Source organism: Citrobacter sp. ABFQG (assembly GCF_004322975.1).
GTDB classification, from domain to species: Bacteria; Pseudomonadota; Gammaproteobacteria; order Enterobacterales; family Enterobacteriaceae; genus Citrobacter; species Citrobacter freundii.
On sequence record NZ_CP036435.1, the window covers coordinates 4,435,213 to 4,461,311 of the forward strand.

Consider the following 26,099-nt stretch of genomic DNA (forward strand, 5'->3'; position numbering starts at 1 on the left):
AACAGAGCACATTAAGCCCGAAAATACTTAATCAAACACACCATTAATTACCGCGGTGACAATCGCCGTACTCAGTGCAATCAACACCAGATTGTCGCCCACAACCTGCCATTCATAACCTGGATAATACGGCAATTGGTTCAGCATAGAGGATGGAACACTTTTCTTAGCGATCCCCGGAGGAAGCGGCTTTCCTCGCGCCAGATTTTTGGCGATACCCGGAGGCAGTGACTTATAGCCCGTCAAACCATATCTGACGGCATACTGTCTGGCCACGTTATAGCTGATGTCACTATCAACATGGTCCGGCTTACCATAATTTTTACGTTGTTCTGCCTGCGAATTGCCTTTCTGGCTATTGCCCTTATTCCCGCTATTACCATGATTGCTACTATTTCCATGGTTGCCACTATTACCATGGTTGCCACTATTACCATTGCCGTTGCCATTACCGGGGTTGGCCAATACTGGGGTGGCGCACATCGTCATCGCGGCAACGGCGACTAAAGCTGTTGCTAAAGCACGAAGTCTGGACATGATGATTCCTTAAAATGTGGATACATATAAAAATGTACGGTATCGCGTGAATACTGGCTATCGCTACAACTCCGATTTATTGGCAAAAAAGGGAAAGCACATAGCACACATCACGCTATTCGCCTCGCCGCGGTGGAGAAAAGTTAGCCAAAGATGTTGCAGAACTGCTATAAAGTCTTTCTCTTCTGTCGGCTGGTGTTAAACTGGAAAGTGTGATCTTCATCATAACCTGCTTAAACAGAGAAAAGAGACACTGCTATGCAACATATCATTGAGGGCTTCCTCAACTTCCAAAAAGAGATTTTCCCTCAACGCAAGGAACTCTTTCGCAGCCTGGCATCCAGCCAAAATCCTAAAGCGCTTTTCATCTCCTGTTCCGATAGCCGCCTGGTGCCAGAACTCGTTACTCAGCAAGATCCCGGACAGCTTTTCGTTATCCGCAACGCCGGTAATATCGTCCCCTCTTTCGGCCCGGAACCGGGTGGCGTATCCGCAACCATCGAATACGCGGTTGTGGCACTTGGAGTGACGGATATCGTCATCTGCGGACACTCCAACTGCGGCGCGATGAAAGCCATCGCCGATAGCCAGCCTCTGGATCCGATGCCTGCTGTGGCTCACTGGCTGCACTATGCCGATGCCGCGAAAGCCGTGGTCGAGAAAAAAACCTGGGCTAACCCAATCGATAAAGTTAACGCCATGGTGGAAGAGAACGTTATCGCGCAGCTCAACAACATTAAAACGCATCCTTGTGTCGCGGTTGGACTGAGAAATAATGCTCTTCGTCTGCACGGCTGGGTATATGACATCGAAAGCGGTGAAATCCGTACCCTGGATAAAAACAGCAAAACCTACGTTTCCCTTGCTGAAAACCCGCAGGTGCATTTCGAGTAATTCTTCCACTGGAGCAAGGATGCTCTGGATAATTTTTACCTACTTTGGTGCTATGGACAAAAAACATCCTTGTCACTAACATTAAAATAACCGCAGGTGTTACCACGCGGTTTTCGCACATTCATACAACATTGCTACATTGCGACAAGTCTCATGAGCTGCCCCGCAAGTAGCTGTTCATACATGGTGCAAGCGATAAAAAGGAGCAGGTACGAATGCAAGCGAAAATAAAAAGAATAATAAACATGTTATTCTATCATGAGTCGTGGGATATCATGATTATTAAGGATCATGGTACACACTTATTTCCTGATAACACGCTGGAAATATTGAATAAATCTGCTGCGCAGCAGTTAAAAAAGAAATATACGTTTCAGGCCGATCCTTTTCTTATTGAAAAAGACGACAAACTGTATGTTTTTTATGAAGCTTTTAGCTTCCGCAACTCGAAAGGCACGCTCCGCTGCCGCATTCTTGATCGTGAACTAACTGAAATTGATGATGTGAAACTTGAAGGATTTGACGACCTGAGGTGTCATTTGTCATTTCCTTTTCTGATTAATATCAACAATCAACTCTTCATGATCCCGGAATCATCAGAAAGGAAAGAAGTGCTCCTGTTCCAGTCGGTAGAGTTTCCTGCGCGCTGGAAGAAAATTAAAGTTCTACTCTCTGACACCGAAGTCACAGATAACATTTTTCTTTCAATAAATGAGACTTGCTATCTTTTGTCGACCACCATGGATAATAAAATAATTATTCATTCCGCAGAGCATCTTCACGGTCAGTGGCAGCGGATCACCCCTACATTAAAGGTGAGTAATCATCATCATCGAGGAGCTGGTACCCCTTATCTTGTCGATAATAAAATGTACTTCCTCACCCAGGAATGCACGCCCGAAACTTATGGAAAATCTATCTATATCAAAGAATTAGTGACACTGAACGACGCTAATTTTGATGAGAATCTGATCGAACAAATCAATTCATCGATCAACCACAGTGACGGTGTTCATACGCTGAATTTCTCAAATAATTACATTGCTTATGATACAAAAATCAATAAGTTCAGTCTGTTGGCTATCTTAAAAAAACTATCATATAAATTTATGGTAAAATACAGAAACATCTACCTTTCCCGGCAACACAACTGATTCACTGGATTCTCAGGTGACATTGGTAGAAAATTGGTCGGGTTTCTAGCATTTTTCTGGAGTCTGTATGGCAATTCTTGTCACAGGTGGTGCAGGTTATATTGGTTCACATACTGTTTTATCACTACTGGAAAGAGGCGATGATGTCGTTGTCATCGATAATCTGGCAAATGCGAGTCGGATATCGCTGGACAGGGTCGCGGAACTTACCGGAAAGGAACCCATTGTCTATATCGCCGATGTTCTCGACAGACAGGCCTTAAAAAACATTTTTACCAACCATCACATCACCGATGTCATTCATTTTGCAGGGCTCAAATCGGTTTCCGAGTCGATAAAAGAACCTCTTGCCTACTATGAAAACAACGTCACAGGAACGCTGGTTTTACTGGATGAGATGCTGGCCGCAGGCGTTAACCGATTCATTTTTAGCTCATCAGCTACGGTATACGGTAATCCGGAAAGCGTGCCGTTGAGCGAGCAATCACGCACGGGCGGTACCACCAATCCCTACGGCACCTCTAAATTAATGGTCGAACAGATTCTGGCCGATTTCTCACGTGCGCAACCTGATTTCCGCATTACCTGCCTGCGCTATTTCAACCCGGTCGGCGCTCATCCATCGGGTCGCATTGGTGAAGATCCTAACGGTATCCCAAACAACCTGGTGCCATACATCTCCCAGGTCGCAATTGGTAAGCTTAAAACCGTATCGGTGTATGGTAATGACTATCCAACCCCTGACGGAACCGGCGTGCGTGATTATATCCACGTCATGGATCTGGCGACTGGTCATTTAGCCGCGCTTGATTGCCAGAACAAAGGCGCTGCCTACAAGGTGATTAATCTCGGTACCGGGGTCGGTTATTCCGTGATTGATCTGATTAAGGCGTTTGAGAAAGCGGCGCAGACCAAAATTCATTATCAGTTTGTCGCCAGAAGACCCGGAGACATTGCCGAATGTTGGTCTGACCCGTCACTGGCATACAAAGAGCTCGGTTGGAAGGCCATCTACAGCCTTGATGAAATGATGCGTGACACCTGGAACTGGCAAAAAAACAACCCGAATGGTTATAACATCTGATATGCCCTGTAACGAGCCTGACGGTCAGGCTCGTTGCCGTAAGGGGCTAGCGTGCAGTAATCGTTGATACGCGATACCAGCCACTGCTCTGCTTCCCTTCGTTGGCAAAGTTAATTCTCGCCGCACCCGACTTATCCAACATCGCAACCTCAATCGCGTACTGCCCTTTTGCCAGTCGACCTGGCATAGATAACGCATAACTGACCTGATACTTACCGGGGAGCCAGCGGCGAATATCCTCCGCGGAATTCCCCTGTGCCACCACCTTATTAGCATTATCCACAACACGGAATGCCAGCATATAAGGCAGATAAATCGGAGCGACACCCTCATTGTACCAGGTACTGTTCAATGTCAGCGTTTGTCCGCTGTCCCACACGGACTCATGGCTCAGGGATGCCAGGCGAAATCGATAGCCCAATTTGGTCAGCGCATCGTCGACAATCGGTCGATAGTCGCTGGGTATCGCTCTCGATTTCAGGTTAATGGTACTGGCGTGCTGTTTGACCGCCCAGTCAAAAATCCCCTGCACTTCAGCACGTGTATAGTGAAAGGTATTCTTCCAGTCCTGCATATACGAGCAAATCTCCAGGCTCACCGGCGCACGTTTCCAGGCGTCGTTGAACCCTGAATAACTCTGCTGCGCAGCCAGCAATCGCTGCGGGTAATCATCAGTCATATGGTTCCAGGAGTCTGAAAATACGCGCAGGTCCCCCCAACAGTCCGCACGCCATCCTGCCCCACGCTCCATCGCATTCGCCAGACTTTGTCCGCCGCTTATCAGCATGGTTTTTGGCGTCACCGGAAAAGCAGAAAAGTGCATCGCGACGTAGCGATCCAGTTGCGCCGTGGTGTATCGCTCCAGTAATGGCTTCAGGTTCGGGAAGTTGCTGTTATGCCATTCTCCCCATGATCCCACCATGCCAATATCAACAAACGCGAGATTCTCATTACCATCGTAGCGCTTACCAAATGCGTTCAACAGACGCTGGCTGTATTGAATGAACAGAGGATCGTCTAAATCCGGGGCAAATGTCTTTTTATCCGGCGTCCAGGTACCTTTCACGCCTTTTTTAATCAGCCAGTCAGGAATTTGCGAGCCGCTTTCCGGCTCTGCCAGTACCATAAATCGTAGCCCGACATTCATCGCTGGACGATGTGCCGCCGCGTATTTGAAGGCATCATCCACCAACGCAAAATTGTACTGGCCTTCGACTGGCTCCAGGTCCCGCCAGTAAAAACGGTCGTATTCAAATCCGGTATTGGGATAGTCCGCCAGCCCCAGCGTTTCACCGTATCCCTGATGAAAACTTGCCACGCCAATCCCCGGATTGGTCAGCGGGCCAGTTAATGCTTTGGGGGTTACGGTCGTTAATGCGGAGATGACCGTTAACGGAAAGGACATTAACAACAGCGCAAAAAACCATTTACACTTCATCGCAGTAATGCCTCCACAGGTTTGTTAACGCTAGTGGTTTTTCAGACTTAACCACCAATCCCAGATACCTACGTGAAAATTTTGGAACACATCAATACCTAACGCGGATTTGATCATATACAGCGTCAACAATACGCAGCAGGTGACGAACAGCACGGCAATCAGCAGCAAAAAAGTGAGCAACATTCTCGACAGGGTCGATTCCTGGCGGTGCTGGCGGCGTAAATCTCTGCCAAACAAAAAAACCAGATAATAACGCTTACTGAAAAAGGGAAAGCTTCTGCGAATATCGATCTGATGCCGCGAAGCCAGCGTCGAGGCCAGGATCGCATTTTCCACCCCTTCTTTTTGTTCAGGGGTCAACCCCTGCGCAATCGTCTCATCAAGATGAGTATAAAATCGTTCGATGACGGGGGGACGATTTTGAGGACTGGTCAAAATTAACCTATATCTTTATCAATTGAGTGATAGACGTTAACCGTCTTTTTGGCGATTTCATGCCAATTGTAGTTTTGCAAATATACACGATAGTCCACGCTATTTGCTGTTACCCCTTGGCCTAATTTTTCGGCCAGACCGGTTACATCTCCCACCTTAAAATAGGTCTCGGCAGGCAGTTGAACTTCAAGGTTAGCAGGAATATCACTGACGACGGCCGGAAGAGAAAATGACATTGCCTCCAGCAGCGCAATGGGCAATCCTTCATGGTATGAAGGCATCACAAATAGCCTGGCCTGCGAAAACACCGCCTGCAGCTCATCACCACGTAAGAAACCGGTCATCACGACACCAGGCGTGTCGGCGGCAAGCTTTTTGAGGCGAATGCTGTATTCGGTTGGATGATCCGCATCACCAATTAACACTAACGGCATGGTCAAACCACTGTGTTGATAGGCGGCAATGGCATCATGCATCCCTTTTTCTTCCACAAACCGCCCAACCACAACGAGATAATTTTTCGGCTGCAGCCCAAAGCGGGAGAGTGTATTGTCGATGGTGAGCTCTGATAACAACCGCGGCTCATTTACGCCATTGTGAATTAAATGCGCATCATAGCGACCATGTTTTTTCTGGATCAGTTGATTAATAACTTCAGAAATCACAATCACCTCGTTGGCATATCTCACCGCCCAACGTTCGCCCAGCAGCAATATTTTTTTTGCAACGAAACCCCATTTCTGACGATCGTAATCAGGTCCGTGGTGGGTGAAAACCACCTTCTTACCCATCACGCGTAAGAGTGGGATCACAAGGCCAGGGCCGATAGCATGGACATGCACAATATCCGAATGGTCGATACGTGTCCTAAACGCCGCTAAAACGGAATGGACAATAGCTTCCAGCGAGCGCTTTTTGGGTGCCCACAGCGCGTAGGTTTCGACTTTTTTATAGACCGATCGTTTGTAATTTACATATGGCGAGCGAGCAATCACGCAAATATCCGCGTCGAACTGCTGCTTAATGGCAGGATAAAGATTCTGACAGTGTGTCTCCACACCGCCCAATACATCGGGAATACCACGCGTTCCAAAAACCGTTATTTTTTTACTCATTCTATGGCCTGCTCAGCAGTTCTTTATACAACGCCTGTAAGGTATCCATATGTTTACTGAGCGCATATTTTTCACTCAACCGCGCACGGCCATGTAAGCCCATATTCCGCGCCTTCTCTTGCGAGTCAGCCAGGGCGTCCATCGCATTTGCCAACTCCTGCGCATTGCCTGGTTCGAATAAAATCCCTTCGATACCGTCACGAATTTGTTCCGGGATGCCGCCAATGCGCGATCCAATAACCGGCTTGCCTAAAGACATCGCTTCCAATATCGCCATAGAACAGTTTTCATAGCATTCAGAAGGAAGGATCACCGCTCGCGCATGCTTAATAAGCTTGTCGAGGGCTTCTCCTTGTTGCACATAACCTAAAAATTCAACATCAGGGTATTTGGCGGCTAATTCATCATGCAACGGACCGTGCCCCACAACTTTCAGCGGCGCGCTGTTCTGCATTTTTTTATGCGCTTCCAACAACGTTGCCACGCCCTTTTCACGGCTCAGACGGCCAAAGTACAGCATATAGCCCTCATCGCTTACTTCGGCCAGGGGACGACTGTCATCAACGCCATTGACGATGACATCAATGCGCGAATTTGGCAGCGTACGCAGCAGGATACCTCGTAAAAAAACACTCGGTGAAATAATCACATCCAGTGCCTGATAGTTTTGTGCAATGTACTGCCAGGTTGCCTCCAGGGAGAGCAGTAAGCTTTTTGAGGCTGAACCTTCCTGGCAACGATACCTGAAGGCATTGAAAACCGTCCCGGTAATACAGGAATCGCACACTTTGCCGTCGCGCAGCATGGAATACGAGGGGCACACAATCTTATAGTCATGCGCAGTCAGCACCGTTTTGCTGCCAAAATTACGCGCAACTTTAATCAACGCCGGTGTTAACTGATGGTAGATGTTGTGAAAGTGGACAATATCCGGGCGCTCTTTTTCTAATAGCGCCAGCATTTTTTTGCAGGCCTGCGAATTATGAATAAAGTTAACCGCCGTTTTGATACCGCCCAGCAGATTGCTCTCTTTGTGGTAGTCCACATTGCTGACGAAATAATCCGCATAGTCCGAGGGGAGATTATTATCATGATGCATAGAGAAATCAATAACCTGCACTCCGGCCTGTTTCAGCATATCGCGCTCTTGAAAATAAACCGTTTCCGCGCCGCCTTTAATGAAAAAAAACTTGTTAACTAATAATACTTTCATGGTGCCTGCCCCGGTTATTCATGAATGATTTTACTGTTGGGTGGAGTCAACGGATCGCGTACTGGTTTAGTCAACCCTTTAACCAGCCCGGCAGAAAGCACGGCCAGGTTCATTACGCTTTGCAGGCCGTTTAATAACGATCGATTCTGTACGGTTTTCAGGACAATAAATGCAAGTAAGGGCAGAAATGCAATGTCGAAAAGTTCAAGATTGAAGGTCACCGCCGCAATGAACAAGCCAATCAAGTAAACAGAAAAAATCGCCTCGTTCCTGACCATTTTTAACGCTTTGCCGAAATAAGGTTTTCCCCAGGCACAACGTAAAAGCTCGCCAGGGGCCTGATAGTATCCGCTTTTCCAACGGTGCTTGAGCATCTGAAAGGTCGGCATGGTATGCGAAGTATGAATAAAATAAGGAATATCCAGACGCCGCAGTTTATAGCCCGCTTCGATTAAACGCAGACCCAGCTCAGCCTCTTCATACGCGTGCAAATTACGATTAGTCAGATAACCAACTTTCTCAATCGCAGAGCGACGATATAATCCACCACCGCCTAAATGGTCGCTATCCCCGAGCGGATAGATTTTATTAATGCGTTGCTTACGAGACTTAAATTCATAGTTAACGGCATCATCCATTTCAACGGTTCCCGCAACGCCTGCATATTCTGGATCAGCCTGCAAAAAGGCGACTGCCTGATCCACAAATCCTTCTTCCAGCTCCATGTCGCCGTCCATCAACAACAGATATTCCCCTTCACTATACAGATAACCTAACTGGTGCCCGACGCCACAGCAGCGATCGCCAGGGTCAGTTAAGGACACTACGGTCACCCCTTTATCGATCGCAAGCTGTTGGGTGTTATCCGTTGAGAGACTATCTGCCACAATAATTTTATGTGGATAGTCAATAAGCTGCTTACGGATGCTGTCAATCGTCTTCTCAATACATTCAGATTCATTGAGTGTTTTAATACTCACTGAAATAAACGGTTTATTGTCCATACAATTACCCTACGCAGCGAAGGACGGTTCGACGAATCACTAAACTTGCACCTAGTGATAAATAGAACAGGAATTGTAACATCGGTGTAATCATCAGTATCTGGCTGTAAGGTAAGCTAATTAAGCAACTGATAGCAAAAGCGTTAAACGCCGGTGCAAAACTCAGCAACTGGAGATCCTGCTGGTCCAGTTGTTCAAGTCTGAGTAATGGCTTTGGCTGACAAACTTTCAGGATATAAATGAATAAGCTAACAAAGAGTAATGTACCAATCGCCCCCACTTCCCACAGCAGCATACTCAGGGAAGTCGAGTCGAGAATTAAGTTGTAGATAATATTCAAAAATCCCGGCGACACCGTACTACCACTGTTAGTGGCGTTGAGTCCGTAGCCAAATAACGTTCCTGAAAGCCCCCACAGATCGTTATTTTTCAACCAGAACAGGAACGTCGTAAAGCGCCCTAATTCACCGGTAGACATAATGTAGTTTGGATCAAAGATATAGCTTAAGGAGTCGATAAAAATACTTAACGAGCTTTTCGATGGATCGCCACCGAACGCCGTAGAATAATAGTACGCGAGGATCACAATCGACAGGCTAATGAGCAACAGCATTCCCGCCACAATAACCAATAACGTCTTCAGATTAACCTTACTAACGTCTTTGACGTAGCTCGGTGAGAGCCACACCCACGCCAGGAATATTGGCGATAGCAGGATGACAAACTTCACTTCACCAATTATGCATAACCCGATACCGAGAACAATATGCAGCGCCATGGATTTGAACGTGGTGAGCCCATGCTTATATTCGGAGACTTTTAACAACATAATTAACAGGCAAAACAGCCCCATTGCGGCAGTATTCCCGCCCCCCATGGGGTCACCGCCAAACGTGCCAACCACGGAGTCCCATTTCTCATCTTCGCCGCGCACCGCGACGCGCTGGGGAACGACCAGTAAAACCTGATAAATCATTACCGGGATCTGCGCATAAAAAACCCAGTACAGATAGCGTGTTACACGATAAATCTGCGACTCCCGGCAAAACCCTAGCAGCAAACAGATCATCACCAGCGACAATGCAATTTCGTTTTTAAATGCCACAATCGCGACGGTGATCCCGCCCTGAATCAACGTCGATGTCCCAGCCAGTACCAGGAACGAGAAATACAACGCCAGAACAATCGTCTCCTGCGCATCCAGTTGCAGCGAGCCATCACGCGTCTGCATCACCAATAATCCCACCATCAATAAGGTGAGGAAAAAAGGTATCCACAGCACTGACTGCATACCGGTAAAATATTGCACCAAGCCACACAGGATCAGCGTGACAAAAGTATAAACCTGTAAATAGTATCCGGTATTCAGTGTCATATTATCACCGGCTTGTCTTTCAGGAGATTGGCTCGCTTATTCATTTTCAGATAAATGAAGGCGTAGCGAATAAATGTCAGTGAAGAAAACAAGATGACCGACGTTGCATAATCTTTATAAAAATAGGGCGTCACGACAAAAGCGAATAGTACAATCGCCAGCTGTTCCAGTTGGATACGCAGAAAATAGCGATGGGAACCAAAAATAAGTTCTATCACCGTCAGAGGGCTTATCGCCAGCGCAGGGAATAAATAGGGCAACATGTAGCGCGACGTCTCAATGGAGTTAATCCAGTCTTCGCTAAAACCGAGGCGCATCACAATCGGATAGAAAATAAAAACCCCAAGGGTACAGATAACCCCTAGTACCAGCAATAGCATACGTACCTTGGTATATTCCTGATAGTTAAAGGTATTATTTCTGAAGTCGATAGACCACTTGGAAAAAATAGTATTGCGTACCGCGTTGCCGATGATCACCACCGGTGCCAGGCAAAAGCGGCTAACCACGGAAAAATAACCCGCCGTCAGCGCCGAGAACCAAAAGTTAATCAGCATAATCGGCAAATTGCTGCTGGCCATCGCCAGCACTTCCGCACTGCCCACTTTGGTAATGTGATGAATATTCTGTTTGAAAAAATGCCAATTACTGGCGGGTCGCAGATGTCTGGCTGCCACCGAACGAATATCAAACGAATGCAAAATACAGCTTATGGTCAGCGCCATCGTCGCGCAGGCCCACGACCAATAAAACAGCTGTACATAATGCGTAACCAGAACCGAAAGTAATACCACCACTGAAACAGAAATACGCTGGAAAATCAGAAAACGAAAGTTGGCCGTGCGTAGCGACAGGTTTTCCGAGATCAAAACCCACGCCGTTGCCAGCGTCAGCAAATAGAGAAACAGGATGTTCTGGTGAAACAGCCACGCGGTGAGCACGGCGTAAGGTAAGGCAATGATCGTGCTTTGGATCAGGCAAAACACAACATTCTGTACCAGTTCGTCATCCTGCTGTTTAGGAATTAACAGCTGTGATGCAAAGGTACATACCTGAGCGCCCACCACGGCGATACTGTAGTTGAGCGCATAAAGCCCCACCTCAGCCATATCGTACTTGTGTGAAATCAACCAAATAGACAGTGCACCAATCAGCTGCGAGATGACTGATGAACCGGCTATCGTGGAAGCGCTCTTCAGTAGACTCATACGCGGCCTGGCGTGGTCATCAGTTGATCGGTACTGAAGTTCAGTGAACGCAGACCTTCTTGCGTCTCAAGATCTTTTTCTTCAACCGCATTAAGTACCGCGCCAATTACCACGCCGTTATTTTCTTCCAGCTTATCCAGCGCGTTGGCGATTTGCCCGGCGGACCCCGTCCCGGCTTTCACAATGAAAATCACCCCATCAACGGCGCGTTTAATCAGTTGAACATCCTGACTCTGATTCACAGCAGCGACATCAATAATAATGCGCTGATAGTGCGATTTCAGTTCACGCATTAAGGGCTCAACGTGCCCCGACGACAGCATCAGTAAAGAAGAGATGGTTGTCTTGCCGTGCGGAATAAAATCGAGATGATCACTGAGCGTAACCCGCGCCTTTTCAAGCTGAACCTCCCCGCGCAACAGTTCCGCCAAACCTGCGGATGTTACCGACGCCAGTTCAGAAGAGAGCCCGTCAGTGTTAAAGAAATCCGCATCAATAAGCAGTGTTTTCTGGTCGAAACTAAAAGAGTTAGCTAACAGATTCGCCAACAAAGAACGCCCATCGCCGTGCTCCGTCGACGCCACGGCAAGCGTCTGTAAAGGTCGATTATCCAGCATAATCCGGGTACGGATACCGTGCACAATATCGGCATTCAGCGGGTTCTTCATAATCATGTCCCGCACCTGCGCGCGCCCTAAGGTTCCGCTAAAACGACGGATTTCACCCAGCGGAGCAACATTGAGCCGTTTTTTCATGCGACTGAGGGTACCGATTGAGTTATCCATTGCCGCTTTAACAATGAAATACATGATGCTGAACACCACCACCAGCATGACCACCATCAGCAACAGCAAAGATTTATTCGGTTTCGCCGGTTTTAAGGCGGGTACCGCAGGGTCGTATAACACCGCATCAGCATTCACACCGGACAGCGACAGCTCTTGAGTACGTTGATAAAGCGATTTATACAGGTCTTCCATTTTATCTAACGACAGCTTTTGACTGTTCCAGGCATCCCGTTTTGACGCCATTTTCTGGAAGATCTCTTTCTGCTCAGTCACCTGCTGTTGATAGTTTTTTTCGTCCGCCAGCGCCGCCAGATATTGCTGGCGTAAACCGACTTTCAGCTCACCCAATACTCGTCCAGTCTGGTTTTGGATCGACTGAACATCGGCCTCTGCTTTTAAAATGGCGGGATTTTTTGGCCCGTAGACTTTACGCTGTTCGGACAACGTTCGTTGCGCCTGAATCAACGCAATGCGCAAATCCTGGATCTGAGCATGATTAGAGACCGAAGGCAGCGAGATAACGCTCTCAATGGACTTACCTCCCCCGTTCACCTCGTTATAGACGGATTCAGCGGCAACCCGACGCTGAGTTGCATCGGCCAGGCGATTGGTTACGATACTTAGCTGCTCGGTTTCAAAACCATCGATTCCACGGAAGGTCAGCAGCCCGGCATTTTTCAGATAGTTGTCCATCTCGTCTTTTTGCTTAGCTATCGATTTCTGAATCTCTTCCATTTTTTCAAAATTCAGTTCGCGAGCTTTCTCCACCTTCAGACGCTTCTGCTCCACCGTGTAGTTGATGAAAGCCTGCGCGACGCCATTCGCAATGTCAGCCGCAACCTGTGGGGACGTTGATTCATAGGTAATAGACGCCAGGTTCGTCGTACGAATACCAATGACATTCAGATTTTTCGCCAGCGTTTTCAGCGCTTGTTCCATTCTCAGTTGCCGACTTTCATTGCTATCAGCCCCCCGAGCACCGGCTTTTTCCCCGGTAAACTCCGGGTTTTCATCCAGCTTCATATCACGTATGGCTTTCTCCAGCACAATACGTGAATGCATCAACGCATATTGTGTTTCGTAGTAACCACTACGCGTTGAATCGAAACCATCAACCTGTGGAAACGGAGAAACGTTATCAGCTTGCGCCTTAATCAGCACCGTCGCCGTTGAAACATACTTTGAGGACACCATGCTGATTAATGGATACGCGACGACCCCGGCAACGATACCGGCCAGTGCGATTTTCCAGGCGTTCTTTTTCAACTCTTTGGCAAAGCGGGAGAATTCGACACTGCTTTCTCGTTTTTTGCCGTTTTCCACTATAGATAGTTTCATCGTTAGAAGAACCCCATGCCAACAATCACGACATCCCCTGGATGAACAGAGTGCGTTAAATCGACATTCTCAAGCAGCTGATTGCTACCCGACAGACGAATGTTGATATCTTGACGGTCCGCACGGTCTGTAAACCCACCCGCCTGCGCAATAGATTTCTCGACGGTAAGCCCTGGCTCATAGGCGAAGCCATTTGGACTTTTCACCTCGCCTGAAACATAGTATTTGCGGAACTCGGCAATGCTCACCGTCACCATCGGAGTGGTAAAATAATCTCCGGTCAGGCGTTGAGTTAATTCTTTTGTCACTTGATCAACGGTTTTATCTTGTAATTTAAGAGCACCAACAAACGGGAAATTAATTTCCCCACTCTTATCCAAAATAAACCGCATCGTCATATCGGGTTGACCATGAACAGCGATATTGACCGTATCCCCCGCCCCAAGTCGGTAATCCTGCTGAACAGTAGCAGGATCGTCCATTAATCGCGGGCTGGACGTTGTGCATCCGACCAACAGGATACTGAAAAGCAAAACCGCGCACAGTTCTATTATTTTCATTTTAGATCTGAACCTTAGCTTTAAGCATAATCATAGAATTATCATAACCCAACGTTCTAATAACTTCCTGATTGTCGTTGGGACCGATATAAAACGAGTCAGTATCCCTATTCGAATTTAATGTATCTATCTGATATTTAATCTCAAAATTAACCGACGGCGTATAGTCATAGCTCATGGTTACGCTAAACACACCATCTTTATCATGTCGATCCTTGTTCTGTTTTTTATAGTCTTCCGAAGTGAATGAGTAGTCCAATAAAGTAGAAAAACGAGTGCCTAACCAGAAATGCTGGTAAGAAAGGCCATACTGGGTCACTAAAATATATCCCCCAACTTCCGATGGGTCTTTAATGCTTTGCGCAGAGTGGGCCGTGAAAACTGATTGTTGTAATGGCTTCCACTCCGCTTTTATGTCCCAGTTTAGACCATTAAAATCATGCGAGTTTGCGTTGTTTTCAAATGTTTTATACAGCCATGAAATATTCATGTCGACATTGGTTTTCCCCGTCAACTGCGACTTCAGGCCATACAGCAAATAGTACTCATTAGTGTCTTTTTCTGAGTTGTTATCATAGCGACGCTGGTTAGTAATAAAACTATAGCGAAAGCGCGTTCTGGATGTGTACTGGTCAAAAATTTCTGCCACCAAGCTATTTTCGTGCCATTCCTGTTCCTGAATATAATTGTAGAAGTCTTCACTGCTGTCCCGTACATCAGACGTGTTGCCGAAAGTGAGTTTTTTATACAACAACGCCAGTTCCGCTTTCCCACGCCCATCAGGTGCGCCGTAACTGTAACGCAATTCACTGTTGATAAAATTCGTCGTCAGTGGAGATGTAATCCCATACTGCTCGAATTGGCCCGGGAGAAAACCCTCAGTAATACCGCGACCACGGGATTCATGCCCAAGCGTATCCTCCAGATTGAGGGTTAGACCATGCTTGAGCCCGTACCGCCAGGCACCGTTAAAACGGAAAAAATGATCGTTATAGTTATCAGCGGAATCACTGGAGTAATTACGATAATCTCCGGAATACATCAGTAAATACTTATCCTGACCGCGCTCTCCGATCATACTCAGTACAGGCGCTGCGCTCTGAAACGAGGAACCAATAGCATCGCTGCTATGTGGCTGATAAGAAACGTTATCATTATAACCATAATCCACAGCGACCTTGCCCTGGAAGTCGATTCCCGCAAAGCCAATGTGTGATTTCGGGGTTAAATCAGCCCATGCGGGCTGCGATATCACGATTCCGGTAATCACTATCAATTTAGTATGCATTCTTACCGACAAATCCTTTGAAAATAGTTTTAATGATGATTTTTATATCCAGCCATAACGACCAGTTTTGAATGTACTCAATATCGTACTGAACCCGTTTTTCCATCTTATAAAGCGCATCGATTTCCCCGCGGAAACCGTTGATCTGTGCAAGCCCAGTGATCCCAGGCTTCACTTTATGGCGGATCATGTAATTTTCGACCTGTTTGCGGTACTGCTCATTATGCGTTACCGCATGAGGTCTGGGACCGACAATCGACATACTTCCCTGCAAAACGTTAATAAATTGCGGAAGTTCATCCAGCGAAGTGCGGCGTAAAAAGCTCCCGAATTTGGTTACCCGCGGATCGTTTTTCGTGGCCTGAATAACCGTATCGGAATTCTCCATGACGCGCATAGAACGAAACTTCCAGACCTTAATTTTTTGCCCGCTAAGACCATAGCGGTCCTGTTTGAAAAACACCGGCCCGCGGGACGTGAGTTTAATACCAATGGCAATAGCCAGCATCAGCGAGGAAATCATCACCATAATGATGCTGCCAAGAACCAGATCTTCCGCCCGCTTAATAAACGACCCCGCCCCTTCAAACGGTGAACTGAAGATACCGATAGTTTGCAGGTTGTGGATGGAGCGTAACTTGGACATGTTGTTACTATAGGTATAAAAGTCAGGGACAATATAGGTATCTACGGTGGTGTCAGACATCATCGCTAAAAAATGACGAATTCGGTGTAAAGCAACCATCGGTAAAGCGATGTAGATTTCGTCTATATTTCCCTGCCTGGCTTCCTCAACTAAATTGCTCACCGAGCCGCGAAAGGGACTTTTTATTTTCTCCACCACATCGCCGCAACGGGATGGACTGCGCTCATCATAAAATGCCAGGTCTAATTTGATATTGGCATATTCAGCGGTCAATGCGTTTTCCGCCGCCAGACCGTTCTCAGTAAGCCCAATCACAGCAACGCGAATATTTTTTCTGGCGGTGTATTTGAAAAGAAAAAAGCGGATATAGTATAGAAAAGGTAATGGAATGAAGTACCAGTAAATAATGGCTGAATAAAACGGTGAAGGCAGTCTGTCTAAGTAGCCGAGTGATTCAGGCTCAGCCACCGTCATACTGACCAGTTCGTTAAAAAAAATCGCCAGCAGCGTACAAAAAACCAAGCGTTTTTGATTACGCAAACCGATCGTCTTAATCTTTTGCTGGTACATTTTAATGTATTCAGCAAACAGTAAGAAAAAGATCGAGAAGAGAAGACTCAAAATCGCAATGGTGTTAAAGGGCACCAAACCCAGCAGATGGGCGCTAAAAATTAACACCACATTGATAACAATGAAATCGACCAGTTTTAAAAAGACCGGATATCCTTGACTGCTAATCTTTAGCGAATTTTTAAGCATATCTCAACCTATTATCGATTGATCTTTAATTGTTTTTTTCTTATTTCATGAAGTTAATTATATCACAAGCTTAAAAAACACAAGGGTAGATTGTCAGCAAATGTAAAAAGAAAGATGATAAGTTGTGACAAGCACCTCACAAGATATTAGCATCAATATGATTTTATTGACTATTAAAATCAAGCTCGATTTATTTTCCACATTAGAAAATATAATTACCTGCAACAAAAATCGCATTGACAGATAACAGTTCATGAACTAATAGCAAGTGCAATTGTATGATGAATACCCGGGTCACTTACTGGGGTAGGCTCATCGGGAGCCTCTCACTTGCCGCCATCCCACAACGAGAAATCCGTAGCATATATAAGCGTATATAATATCCTTTAGAAAAATAACACGGGAATATATTAACAAGAAAATGATTAGCAAGCTTATTGTGAGCGTAATGCTTACTGATTGGACCTTAGAATTATCGTCATTCTGATGTACAAAAATGAAGAACAATCAAATTCAGCACAAAAATTTAGTTTAAATAATTGTAGCAACTCCGATGACTGGAGATGACCAACATGACTTTACAGGTATAAAAAACACACTGTAACTGATCAACCCAAAAATGAATATCACATCTCGCTAATATCAACATTCTGCGAATTTATACATCTAACAACAGCAATTTCAACACAGATCAACCCGTTCATTCAAAACACCCAAAAAGAATAAATGACAACATTGATATTTTGTTAAATGTACCACAACGATAATCCCATACGTTATTTATAATCATGTATACACCGTGTTAAAAAACCTGAAAAGATTACTGAAACACCCTTTCATCACACATAAAAAATTATGTTTACTTATTTTTCGCAAATAAATAATATCCGCAGTGGATTACTTGTTGAGCAATTTACAAACGTTAATCGTTTCTTTCAAATGAAGTCCTGCATCATTTTTTGACATTGATGTACTCCGGCTGAATCTGCGCCTCTGACAAGTACTCTTCTGGGTAAATAATAAATTTAACGGAGTTATGATGAAGAAAATTACACTCACCTGCACCGCGCTGGTTGCTTTGTTTGCGGCTAATGTTGGCGCGGCAGGAAGTACTAATTACGCCACCACAGCGGGAGCAGGTTCTAAAGCCACCGCGACGGTCCATTTTACCGGTGAAATTGTTGCCAGCACCTGCGTGGTGAACACCGCCAATCCAACAAATACAAACGTCGTATTACCGCAAGTCACCAACCAGTTATTTGGCGGCGCAGGCTCTACCACCGGCGATACTCAGTTTACGTTGCAATTTACCGGCTGTAGTGGCGCAACGGGAGCACACAGCTATGTGGTGGTCTTTACCGGTAAAAATCCTGGCAGTAATACCACATTGTTGGAAGCAACTCGTACAACAGGAGCAGCCACCGATGTCGGCATTGAAGTGGACAATAAAGGTAACTCAGGTAAAGCCCTCGATTTCTCCGCTAGTCAGAATGAAGTGTCATTGACACCGAACCAAAACGGCGATGCACATATTGATTTGGTCGCCAAATATCAGCAAATAGGCGCAACGCTGCCTGCGGCAGGCACAATTACTGCGGATATGAATTACACCGTCATTTATAAATAACGGACGTTGATTGCTATGGATGGCACTGTTCCCTGAATCTGGAAAGTGCACCTGATGAATAAAGTCTTCTTTTATCTGTTGCTGTGCGTGGTTAGCACCGCACACAGCGCGATTAATTTGGGTCAAACACGCGTTATTTATAATGAGAACGATAAAGCAGCGATGTTTGACGTCAACAATAATACAGACAAGCCATATATGGTACAGACATGGCTGGATAAGGGTAATCCAGATGAGACGCCGGCCAATCTACCAATGATAATTACCCCGCCGATCCTGAAACTCGACGGCCATAAATCCGCCGGGCTACGGGCTATTTACCAGGGCAACGGGTTTCCCCAGGATGTTGAATCAGTATTGTGGATTAACGTGCAGGAAATCCCCACCATTGAAAACGAGGAAAATACCTTACAACTGGCGCAACGAATTCGCATCAAACTCTTTTATCGCCCTGCGGGGTTGAATATGACGCTACCTGAAGCGGTCGAGAAATTACAGTGGCAATGTCACGGAAATACTCTGCGTGCCGTTAATCCGACACCGTTACATATTTCTCTGACGCAATTGCATATTAACGGCCAAAACGTTGATGCCGATATGGTGAATCCTCATGGCGAACGCACGTTTACGCTGTCGCAGCAAAAAGTTAGCCACATCGATTTTAACTGGGTAGATGATTACGGCGGCACTAACGCGGTCAATAACGTCCCGATATCGTGTTATTAAGTCAGGGGTTGCAATGATGATAAAAAATAAGCAACCGCAACGGTTTAAGGAAAAGGTCTTTACGCTGTCAACGTTGGTCCTGTGTATGCCTGCTTACGCCAACAGTGCGCCACAATTTAATACCCGTTTTGTGCACGGTGCGCAAAATATTACCTCCGTGGTGCAAATCGCCCGTAATGATGGGCTTAGCGAAGGGACGTTTGAATACGATATTTATATTGATCATAGCTTCGTTGAGACGCGCAATGTTGCCTTCAAAAGACGTCAGCCAGAAGGCAAGCCACAACCCTGCCTAAGCGCTGACGATCTGCGCAGATACGGGATTAAAATCCCGGATGACCGCAGCGATACCTGCGTTGAGCTCACAGCGCTGATAGCAAACAGCCGCCTGACGGCAGATGCAAACTACCAGCGTATTGATATTTCAGTGCCGGAAGCTTTTCTGCTCTCGACCGCACACGATGCAGTCCCGGAGTCTGCCTATGACGATGGGGTTAATGCCGCTTTTGTCGGCTACAACGTCAATACTACCCGCCTGGCCGAACAGGGTCAGGATCATGACTCCGTTTTTGCCAGTTTTGCCAACGGCATCAACCTGGCGGGATGGCATTTCCGTAACCAGTCCACGTTCAGCTACGCCAGCGGTTCAGGCCGCCAGGGGCAGGCGGTTTCTACGTGGGTGGAGCGCAATATTGTTGCGCTACGTAGCCGCTTGCGCATCGGGAAAACCTACACGGATGACAATGTGTTCGACAGCATCCAGTTTACCGGGGCGCAGCTCACCAGCGATGAAAATATGTTGCCTGATAGCCAACGCGATTTTGCCCCGGTCGTTCGCGGCGTCGCCAACAGCAATGCCACAATCGAAATCCGGCAAAGTGGCTACCTGATCTACAGTAAAAACGTCGCGCCGGGCGCGTTTGACATCGACGATATTAACCCCAGCAACCAGAGTGGCGATCTGGATGTTAGCGTTATTGAAGCCGATGGCAGCCGTCGCAATTTCAGCGTGCCTTATTCGGCGGTACCGAACATGCTGCGCGCAGATAACAGCCGTTTTCAGTTTACGGCCGGGGAATACCGTGACGGTTACAGTGGCGGCTGGCGGCCCCGTTTTGTCCAGGGAACGTTGAGCTATGGCCTCAGCTCTGGAACCACGCTGTACGGCGGTTTACTGGCGGCGGAAAGTTACAACGCGATTGCCACCGGGGTCGCTCAGGATCTGCATCAGTTTGGCGCGATCTCCTTTGATATCACCACCGCCCGAGCACAGCTTGCCAGCGGAGAAGCGTCCACGGGGCAAAGTTACCGTTTCCTGTATTCTAAATCGCTGAACCAGTACGGCACGGATTTTCGTCTGGTTGGCTACCGCTACAATACATCCGGCTATTACAGCTTTAGCGACACCATTAACGAGCATAACAGCTGGTCCTCGGGTTATTACGACATCGCCTATGACGACCCCAATCAGCAGTTGCGTTACCCTGGCGAGCAGCACAACAAAAAGCATTACTACACCAGTAACTACAATAATCGCCGCCAACGTTTTGAGGTTTCTGTTAATCAGCGTTTGTGGGATAACGCCTCGCTTTACGTCAGCGCCAGCCAGCAAAACTACTGGCACAACGGGAGTCACGACCGCACGATACAGCTGGGTTACAACGATACGCTGGGGAAAATCAACTGGAGCGTATACGTGCAGGACACCCGCAACCAGTACGACTACCAGGACCGCAGTATCAACCTGACGTTATCCATCCCATTTGATTTCATGGACAGCCACGGCTTTGTCTCTGCCAACGTGATGCATAGCCAGCAGAATGGCGACAGCTACTCCACCAGCTACAGCAACACCGCATTTGACGATCGTCTGAGCTGGGGCGTTCAAGGCAGTACCACCGATCGACAGGATTCCGCTGCCGGCGTTAACGCCGCCTGGCAAGGCGACAAGATGAACGTTCAGGGAGGCTATAGCGCCGGGCGCAACTACCAGAATATGAATATGGGCATCAGCGGCGGGGCGATGCTGCACGCAGGCGGCGTTACGCTTATGCACGCTCCGGGTGACACCATGGTGTTGGTCGAGGCTCAAAATGCCGACGGCGTCCATATCCAGCAACAAAACGGCGTGGCGATAGACGGTAACGGCTATGCGGTCCTGACTACGGCAGATGCCTGGCATTACAACGTGGTGAGTCTGAATACCGCCGATATTGGCGCCGGTCTGGATATTCCCCAGGCACAGAAAAAAATTGTCCCGACAGAGAAAGCCATCGGCAAAGTCGTGTTTGAAACCTTCAGCGGGCGCAACTATCTGGTGAATGCAGTCATACCCGGCAACATAGCCCCGCCGGTTGGTGCGATCGTTCGGGATGCCAAAGGCCGCAATCACGGCCTGGTCGGTTTGCATGGCGCTCTGTATGCCAGCGGCGTGGAAGATAATTCGCGCCTGGAAGTGCGCTGGGGCTCACATACCAATGAACACTGCTTTATTCAAATGCCGGATAACCATCACCAGCCGGTGAAGAAAATCGGATATACACAAATTACTGCCCAGTGCGTCGGTTCGTAAGGTGCAATCAATGAATCCGTTAAAAATAGTTAAACTCGTGGTGCTGTTTTGTTTGCCGATCTTCAGTAGTACAAGCTATGCGATTACCTGTACAGCAAACAGCGTCTCTGTACACGTTAATCCGATTAAAATTAGCCGCAGCACCGCCGCCGGAGACACCGTCTGGGTGTCCAATTCACAAACCGTTAGCGTCACCTGCAGCGACACGGACCATATGCCCCAGGGCGAAGCGGCCAGAATCTACATCGATCCCGACCATGAGTTTTCGCATTTTTTGCAGGGAACCAATATGAAACTGGTGGTGAGCATCGATGGTCGTTCTTACGATCAGAGCGCGCAGGCCGTCACCACGCAATATCAGGCAACGCTGCCCCGAACAGGTTCAAACGGCTACTGCAATAGTAACAGCCACAGAAATACCAGTGCCTGCCTGGCACTTCCGCAAACTTTCTCTTTCACCTTTAACCTCAGTCTGGTCGCCACCGGAAAGCTCCCGGATCCTTTGCCCGCACTGGCGGGTCGCACCATCAACAAAGTTTTCGTCGTCGACGGTATTGGCAGCATTAACTCTTGCAGTACGCATTGTTCCGCCAGCAATCCGGCAAAAAACTTTGGCCCCGCGCTGACCGGCCTGAATAACATCAGTTATATCAACTGCGAACCGATCGTCTTGATCGCCTCTGATAAGGGAACGGATACCGTCGAGTTTGGCAGGATCAGCATTACCGAAGCCAAAGCGGGCAAGGATAACAGCCACAGCAAACAGTTTGCCGTTATCGCTGCAGAAGCTGCCGGGAAGCATGAATGTCGCGGCATCAATTACGCGATAACCTTTACCGGCACCACGCACAACAGCGGCACGGTTTTTACCGGTCAGGGTACGCCGGATATCGGCGTTACGCTTCAGGATGCTGCACGGCCCGGCTCCGGGGATATTATCAGCGGCAACCGCATCGATTTTACCAGCGGCGCGTTTAACAACCAGAGCGACAGTCGGCGCAAAGAGTTCATGGCGACCCTGTTCTGGCTGAAGAACCCTCCTCAACCAGGCGCATTTAGTATCCCGGTCAATGCGACAGTGACCTTTAAATAACGGGCGCAGGACGACACCGATCGTCCTGCCTTTCTCGCTCCAGACATAAAAACCGCATCCGTACGCTTAACCCGCCTAATGCTTCACTCCGGGATAGCTGTGGGTGCGTACGATGCAGGCGAGCAATGTCGTTGACCAGCGCCAGACCGATTCCTGCCCCAGGAATATTGCCGACGTTATCCAGACGATGAAACGGGAGCAGCGCCTGATGCACCATTTGTTCATCAATGCCTGGCCCGCTATCTTCAACCACCAGCACCACAGCCTCTCCTTCTCGCCGCAGTCGGGCAGTCACCACGCCATACGGCGGCGTGTATTTCAGTGCGTTATCCAGCAGATTCCCGCACAGTTCCCCGAGCAAGACTTCGTCGCCCTCGACCCACACCGCGTCCTGATCCCCTTCATAGCCCAGATCGATCCCTTTACTACGCGCTTGCGCCAGTCGGGTAAAACAGCTGGTTTGCACCACCTCATACAGATTAACCGGCGAGAAATGCCTTTCCCCTTGCTCTTTGCGCTTCACCGCAGACAACTGCAACAGCCTTTCAGTCAGTTGAATGATGTTATCCAGCGTGGTACTCATGGCTTGCAGACTCTCGTACCACTGCTGCGGCTGCTGACTGGCGAGAGCCACCGCCGCCTGAGTTTTCAGCACTGCCAACGGCGTTTTAAGCTGATGGGAAGCATCCGCGCTGAAGCGCTCCTGGCGAGAAATCAAGCCGCGAAGTCGGTCCAGATAGCGGTTAAACGCCACAATCAGTAGACGGGTTTCCGACCACGGCAGCAGCTCCGGCAGCGGCGTCAGTAGCCCCGGCTCACGACGCACCATCAGCGATGACAGCTGGCGCATCGGGCGTAGCACCCGGCGCAGCAGCCAGCCAACCAGCACCAGAGTCAGTAGTACCAGCAGCCCTTGCGAGACCCACGAGGAAAACAACAGCTGTCGCGCCAGATAACGCCGCGATTGCAGCGTTTCGGCAACATAAATCTCCGCCATGCCAACAATGCCACCTTCGTTGACAGGCTGCAGCAGACGCGCCACACGGATTGCCTCACCGCGATATTCAGTGTGATAAAACCATGCCAGCGCCGGATAAAGCCGCGTGCGCGAGGTAGCAGGCGGCATCGCCGGTAAATCGTCATAACCAGAGATAACCTTCCCCGCCGGATCAACCACTTTGTAATACAGTCGGTCGTTCATATTCAATTCAAAGCTGTCCAGCACCACCCATGGCACATTCACTTCTAACTGTTTATTGCGCACCACCAGCCGCTCGGAGACGGTCCTGGCGGATGAAAGCAGCGTGCGGTCATACGCCTGGGTCGCCGCCTGTAGCGCACTGACATAGCTGTTAAATGCTGACAGGCCCCACAGCAACATTAGCGGCAGGCCCAAAAACATCAGCAGTTGCAGGTATAACGATTGGGGTTTAACCCACTTCATCGCTACGCTCCAGCACATAGCCCAGACCACGCAACGTGGCGATGCGCACATCACTTCCCTGTAGCTTTTTGCGCAAACGATGGATATACAGCTCAATGCTTTCAGGACTGACCTCATCACTCAGGCTGAAGACCTGCTCAAACAACTGCTGGCGTGAAACCGGTCGCAACCGACGGTACATCAGCACCGTCAACAGCGCCTGTTCTCGCGGCGTGAGCGCCAACGACTGCCCCTGCAACAGAAAATAGCCTTCATCGTGAAACGCCAGCTCCCCCAGTTGCTGGATGCCTTGCACCTGTCCCGCACTGCGACGCAGCAAGGCTCGCAACCGAGCATCCAACTCCTCTATTTCAAACGGTTTTGCCAGATAGTCATCGGCTCCGACGTTCAACCCTTTCACCCGATCGGCCACCGCGCTACGCGCCGTCAGCAGCAGGACAGGAAGCGTCTGCCCGCGTTTGCGCAGCCGCTTAACGACTTCCAGACCATCCAGCCCCGGCATATTGATATCCAGCACCGCCAACGCGTATGTTTCGCCATGTAAAAGATGGTCGGCCGCCAGGCCATCAAAAACGCAGTCAACGGCAAAACCGTTTTGCACCAGCGCTTTCTCCAGCCAGTGAGCTAACTCACGGTTATCTTCCGCTAATAAGAGACGCATATCACATCCTGTAAAGTTTCTGCCGCATTGAAAGGGAATTGAAAGGTTAATGTTTTAACAATCACGCAACCGAACCGCTACACATCGGCTCACATAATCACAAAAATCTTCTTCCGTACCCGAAAATCCGGTTTTCCGGCGTGAGGATAAACAATGAAAAAACAGTTACTTCGTACCCTTACTGCAAGCATTTTACTGATGAGCACCTCTGTACTGGCCGAACAAGCGCCATCGCGCACTGAATGTATCGCCCCTGCTAAACCCGGCGGTGGTTTCGATCTCACCTGTAAGTTGATTCAGGTGAGCATGATGGAAACCGGTGCTATCGAAAAACCGATGCGCGTGACCTATATGCCTGGCGGCGTTGGTGCCGTGGCATATAACGCGATCGTCGCTCAACGCCCGGCTGAAGCGGGAACCGTGGTGGCCTTCTCCGGCGGCTCCCTGCTGAACCTGTCACAGGGCAAGTTTGGTCGCTACGGTGTGGATGATGTCCGCTGGCTGGCAAGTGTCGGCACCGACTACGGCATGATTGCCGTACGTCAGGATGCGCCATGGAAGACGCTGAAAGATCTGCTTACGGCAATGGAGAAAGACCCTAACAGCGTGGTCATTGGCGCAGGTGCTTCTATCGGTAGCCAGGACTGGATGAAGTCGGCGCTGCTGGCGCAAAAAGCCAATGTCGATCCGCACAAGATGCGCTATGTGGCTTTTGAAGGCGGTGGCGAACCGGTTACCGCATTGATGGGAAATCACGTACAAGTGGTTTCCGGCGATCTCAGTGAGATGGTGCCCTACCTCAGCGGCGACAAAATCCGCGTGCTCGCGGTGTTCTCCGATCAACGCCTACCGGGCCAGTTAGCCAACGTGCCAACCGCCAAAGAGCAGGGTTATGACCTCGTGTGGCCTATCATTCGTGGCTTCTACGTTGGGCCAAAAGTCAGCGACGCCGAGTATCAGTGGTGGGTTGATGCCTTTAACAAACTCCAGCAGACCGATGAGTTTAAAAAACAACGCGATCTGCGCGGTCTGTTTGAGTTCAACATGAGCGGCAAACAGCTCGACGACTACGTGAAAAAACAGGTTACGGATTATCGTGAGCAGGCGAAAGCCTTCGGTCTGGCGAAGTAAACGCAG

22 protein-coding genes are annotated in these 26,099 nt (G+C 48.4%); 8 read left to right on the forward strand and 14 right to left on the reverse strand.

What is annotated here, in order from left to right; all coding sequences use genetic code 11:
• Window positions 1-27: 27 nt before the first annotated feature.
• The gene (locus WN16_RS21750; protein WP_003839750.1) at window positions 28-537 is read right to left on the reverse strand and encodes an anti-virulence regulator CigR family protein; all 510 of its coding nucleotides are present in this window, start codon (window positions 535-537) and stop codon (window positions 28-30) included.
• Between the two features lie 258 nt (window positions 538-795).
• On the opposite strand from WN16_RS21750, the gene WN16_RS21755 reads away from it, so the two are divergent.
• From WN16_RS21755 to galE, 3 genes are all read left to right on the forward strand, one after another.
• Window positions 796-1,431, forward strand: a complete 636-nt coding sequence (locus WN16_RS21755) for a carbonic anhydrase (protein ID WP_003037157.1) — start codon at window positions 796-798, stop codon at window positions 1,429-1,431.
• Between the two features lie 215 nt (window positions 1,432-1,646).
• A complete protein-coding gene (locus tag WN16_RS21760; protein ID WP_044699627.1) occupies window positions 1,647-2,585 on the forward strand; it encodes a hypothetical protein in 939 nt (312 codons plus the stop codon).
• A gap of 67 nt (window positions 2,586-2,652) precedes the next feature.
• Window positions 2,653-3,669: a UDP-glucose 4-epimerase GalE gene (galE, locus tag WN16_RS21765; protein ID WP_044699629.1), complete on the forward strand. Its 1,017-nt coding sequence runs from the start codon at window positions 2,653-2,655 to the stop codon at window positions 3,667-3,669.
• A gap of 46 nt (window positions 3,670-3,715) precedes the next feature.
• Here galE and WN16_RS21770 read toward each other — a convergent pair whose 3' ends face one another.
• Genes WN16_RS21770 through WN16_RS21820 form a run of 11 tightly spaced genes read right to left on the reverse strand, consistent with a single transcriptional unit; the run spans window position 3,716 to window position 16,839 of the window.
• Window positions 3,716-5,107 (reverse strand): DUF4832 domain-containing protein, encoded by a 1,392-nt coding sequence (locus WN16_RS21770; protein ID WP_044699632.1) that lies wholly within the window; start codon window positions 5,105-5,107, stop codon window positions 3,716-3,718.
• A gap of 30 nt (window positions 5,108-5,137) precedes the next feature.
• Window positions 5,138-5,545 carry a hypothetical protein gene (locus WN16_RS21775; protein WP_032938074.1) on the reverse strand — a complete coding sequence of 136 codons (408 nt, stop codon included), beginning with the start codon at window positions 5,543-5,545 and terminating at the stop codon, window positions 5,138-5,140.
• Between the two features lie 2 nt (window positions 5,546-5,547).
• On the reverse strand, window positions 5,548-6,660 hold the full coding sequence (locus tag WN16_RS21780) for a glycosyltransferase family 4 protein (RefSeq protein WP_032938077.1): 1,113 nt from the start codon (window positions 6,658-6,660) through the stop codon (window positions 5,548-5,550).
• A 1-nt stretch (window position 6,661) separates the two neighbouring features.
• On the reverse strand, window positions 6,662-7,873 hold the full coding sequence (locus WN16_RS21785; RefSeq protein WP_044699634.1) for a glycosyltransferase family 4 protein: 1,212 nt from the start codon (window positions 7,871-7,873) through the stop codon (window positions 6,662-6,664).
• A 14-nt stretch (window positions 7,874-7,887) separates the two neighbouring features.
• Complete coding sequence (locus WN16_RS21790) at window positions 7,888-8,877, reverse strand: glycosyltransferase (protein ID WP_044699637.1); 990 nt, start codon at window positions 8,875-8,877, stop codon at window positions 7,888-7,890.
• A 4-nt stretch (window positions 8,878-8,881) separates the two neighbouring features.
• The gene (locus WN16_RS21795) at window positions 8,882-10,252 is read right to left on the reverse strand and encodes a hypothetical protein (protein ID WP_003845999.1); all 1,371 of its coding nucleotides are present in this window, start codon (window positions 10,250-10,252) and stop codon (window positions 8,882-8,884) included.
• Window positions 10,249-11,460 (reverse strand): oligosaccharide flippase family protein, encoded by a 1,212-nt coding sequence (locus WN16_RS21800; RefSeq protein WP_003037176.1) that lies wholly within the window; start codon window positions 11,458-11,460, stop codon window positions 10,249-10,251. The genes WN16_RS21795 and WN16_RS21800 overlap by 4 nt, the downstream gene beginning before the upstream one ends.
• Window positions 11,457-13,586: a tyrosine-protein kinase domain-containing protein gene (locus tag WN16_RS21805; RefSeq protein WP_044699638.1), complete on the reverse strand. Its 2,130-nt coding sequence runs from the start codon at window positions 13,584-13,586 to the stop codon at window positions 11,457-11,459. Before WN16_RS21805 ends, WN16_RS21800 begins: the two co-directional genes overlap by 4 nt.
• Before the next feature lie 2 nt (window positions 13,587-13,588).
• Window positions 13,589-14,146, reverse strand: coding sequence for a polysaccharide biosynthesis/export family protein (locus WN16_RS21810; protein ID WP_044699641.1), 558 nt, complete (start codon window positions 14,144-14,146; stop codon window positions 13,589-13,591).
• A 1-nt stretch (window position 14,147) separates the two neighbouring features.
• Complete coding sequence (locus tag WN16_RS21815) at window positions 14,148-15,434, reverse strand: outer membrane beta-barrel protein (protein ID WP_003839728.1); 1,287 nt, start codon at window positions 15,432-15,434, stop codon at window positions 14,148-14,150.
• Window positions 15,424-16,839 carry an undecaprenyl-phosphate glucose phosphotransferase gene (locus WN16_RS21820; RefSeq protein ID WP_044699642.1) on the reverse strand — a complete coding sequence of 472 codons (1,416 nt, stop codon included), beginning with the start codon at window positions 16,837-16,839 and terminating at the stop codon, window positions 15,424-15,426. The genes WN16_RS21815 and WN16_RS21820 overlap by 11 nt, the downstream gene beginning before the upstream one ends.
• A gap of 1,036 nt (window positions 16,840-17,875) precedes the next feature.
• Here WN16_RS21820 and WN16_RS21825 point away from each other — a divergent pair.
• Genes WN16_RS21825 through WN16_RS21840 form a run of 4 tightly spaced genes read left to right on the forward strand, consistent with a single transcriptional unit; the run spans window position 17,876 to window position 22,857 of the window.
• Window positions 17,876-18,466 carry a fimbrial protein gene (locus WN16_RS21825; RefSeq protein ID WP_223232898.1) on the forward strand — a complete coding sequence of 197 codons (591 nt, stop codon included), beginning with the start codon at window positions 17,876-17,878 and terminating at the stop codon, window positions 18,464-18,466.
• 54 nt (window positions 18,467-18,520) lie between these two features.
• The gene (locus tag WN16_RS21830) at window positions 18,521-19,192 is read left to right on the forward strand and encodes a molecular chaperone (protein WP_044699645.1); all 672 of its coding nucleotides are present in this window, start codon (window positions 18,521-18,523) and stop codon (window positions 19,190-19,192) included.
• A 13-nt stretch (window positions 19,193-19,205) separates the two neighbouring features.
• Window positions 19,206-21,764 carry a fimbria/pilus outer membrane usher protein gene (locus WN16_RS21835; RefSeq protein ID WP_044699646.1) on the forward strand — a complete coding sequence of 853 codons (2,559 nt, stop codon included), beginning with the start codon at window positions 19,206-19,208 and terminating at the stop codon, window positions 21,762-21,764.
• 10 nt (window positions 21,765-21,774) lie between these two features.
• Window positions 21,775-22,857, forward strand: coding sequence for a fimbrial protein (locus tag WN16_RS21840; protein WP_044699648.1), 1,083 nt, complete (start codon window positions 21,775-21,777; stop codon window positions 22,855-22,857).
• On the opposite strand, the gene WN16_RS21845 is transcribed toward WN16_RS21840, so the two are convergent.
• Both WN16_RS21845 and tctD read right to left on the reverse strand, forming a co-directional pair.
• Window positions 22,850-24,301: a sensor histidine kinase gene (locus WN16_RS21845; protein WP_044699650.1), complete on the reverse strand. Its 1,452-nt coding sequence runs from the start codon at window positions 24,299-24,301 to the stop codon at window positions 22,850-22,852. The genes WN16_RS21840 and WN16_RS21845 overlap by 8 nt on opposite strands.
• Complete coding sequence (gene tctD / locus WN16_RS21850; RefSeq protein ID WP_032938097.1) at window positions 24,288-24,962, reverse strand: transcriptional regulator TctD; 675 nt, start codon at window positions 24,960-24,962, stop codon at window positions 24,288-24,290. Before tctD ends, WN16_RS21845 begins: the two co-directional genes overlap by 14 nt.
• A 153-nt stretch (window positions 24,963-25,115) precedes the next feature.
• Between tctD and WN16_RS21855 the strand changes: the two genes are divergently transcribed.
• Window positions 25,116-26,093 (forward strand): tripartite tricarboxylate transporter substrate binding protein, encoded by a 978-nt coding sequence (locus WN16_RS21855; RefSeq protein ID WP_003846007.1) that lies wholly within the window; start codon window positions 25,116-25,118, stop codon window positions 26,091-26,093.
• The last annotated feature ends 6 nt before the right edge of the window (window positions 26,094-26,099 follow it).

Excerpts from the sequence above, each read along its gene's own strand:
- WN16_RS21750 (WP_003839750.1), bottom strand. The coding sequence starts at position 537 with ATGTCCAGACTTCGTGCTTTAGCAACAGCTTTAGTCGCCGTTGCCGCG.
- WN16_RS21755 (WP_003037157.1), top strand. The coding sequence starts at position 796 with ATGCAACATATCATTGAGGGCTTCCTCAACTTCCAAAAAGAGATTTTC.
- WN16_RS21760 (WP_044699627.1), top strand. The coding sequence starts at position 1,647 with ATGCAAGCGAAAATAAAAAGAATAATAAACATGTTATTCTATCATGAG.
- galE (WP_044699629.1), top strand. The coding sequence starts at position 2,653 with ATGGCAATTCTTGTCACAGGTGGTGCAGGTTATATTGGTTCACATACT.
- WN16_RS21770 (WP_044699632.1), bottom strand. The coding sequence starts at position 5,107 with ATGAAGTGTAAATGGTTTTTTGCGCTGTTGTTAATGTCCTTTCCGTTA.
- WN16_RS21780 (WP_032938077.1), bottom strand. The coding sequence starts at position 6,660 with ATGAGTAAAAAAATAACGGTTTTTGGAACGCGTGGTATTCCCGATGTA.
- WN16_RS21785 (WP_044699634.1), bottom strand. The coding sequence starts at position 7,873 with ATGAAAGTATTATTAGTTAACAAGTTTTTTTTCATTAAAGGCGGCGCG.
- WN16_RS21790 (WP_044699637.1), bottom strand. The coding sequence starts at position 8,877 with ATGGACAATAAACCGTTTATTTCAGTGAGTATTAAAACACTCAATGAA.
- WN16_RS21795 (WP_003845999.1), bottom strand. The coding sequence starts at position 10,252 with ATGACACTGAATACCGGATACTATTTACAGGTTTATACTTTTGTCACG.
- WN16_RS21800 (WP_003037176.1), bottom strand. The coding sequence starts at position 11,460 with ATGAGTCTACTGAAGAGCGCTTCCACGATAGCCGGTTCATCAGTCATC.
- WN16_RS21805 (WP_044699638.1), bottom strand. The coding sequence starts at position 13,586 with ATGAAACTATCTATAGTGGAAAACGGCAAAAAACGAGAAAGCAGTGTC.
- WN16_RS21810 (WP_044699641.1), bottom strand. The coding sequence starts at position 14,146 with ATGAAAATAATAGAACTGTGCGCGGTTTTGCTTTTCAGTATCCTGTTG.
- WN16_RS21815 (WP_003839728.1), bottom strand. The coding sequence starts at position 15,434 with ATGCATACTAAATTGATAGTGATTACCGGAATCGTGATATCGCAGCCC.
- WN16_RS21820 (WP_044699642.1), bottom strand. The coding sequence starts at position 16,839 with ATGCTTAAAAATTCGCTAAAGATTAGCAGTCAAGGATATCCGGTCTTT.
- WN16_RS21825 (WP_223232898.1), top strand. The coding sequence starts at position 17,876 with ATGATGAAGAAAATTACACTCACCTGCACCGCGCTGGTTGCTTTGTTT.
- WN16_RS21830 (WP_044699645.1), top strand. The coding sequence starts at position 18,521 with ATGAATAAAGTCTTCTTTTATCTGTTGCTGTGCGTGGTTAGCACCGCA.
- WN16_RS21835 (WP_044699646.1), top strand. The coding sequence starts at position 19,206 with ATGATGATAAAAAATAAGCAACCGCAACGGTTTAAGGAAAAGGTCTTT.
- WN16_RS21840 (WP_044699648.1), top strand. The coding sequence starts at position 21,775 with ATGAATCCGTTAAAAATAGTTAAACTCGTGGTGCTGTTTTGTTTGCCG.
- WN16_RS21845 (WP_044699650.1), bottom strand. The coding sequence starts at position 24,301 with ATGAAGTGGGTTAAACCCCAATCGTTATACCTGCAACTGCTGATGTTT.
- tctD (WP_032938097.1), bottom strand. The coding sequence starts at position 24,962 with ATGCGTCTCTTATTAGCGGAAGATAACCGTGAGTTAGCTCACTGGCTG.
- WN16_RS21855 (WP_003846007.1), top strand. The coding sequence starts at position 25,116 with ATGAAAAAACAGTTACTTCGTACCCTTACTGCAAGCATTTTACTGATG.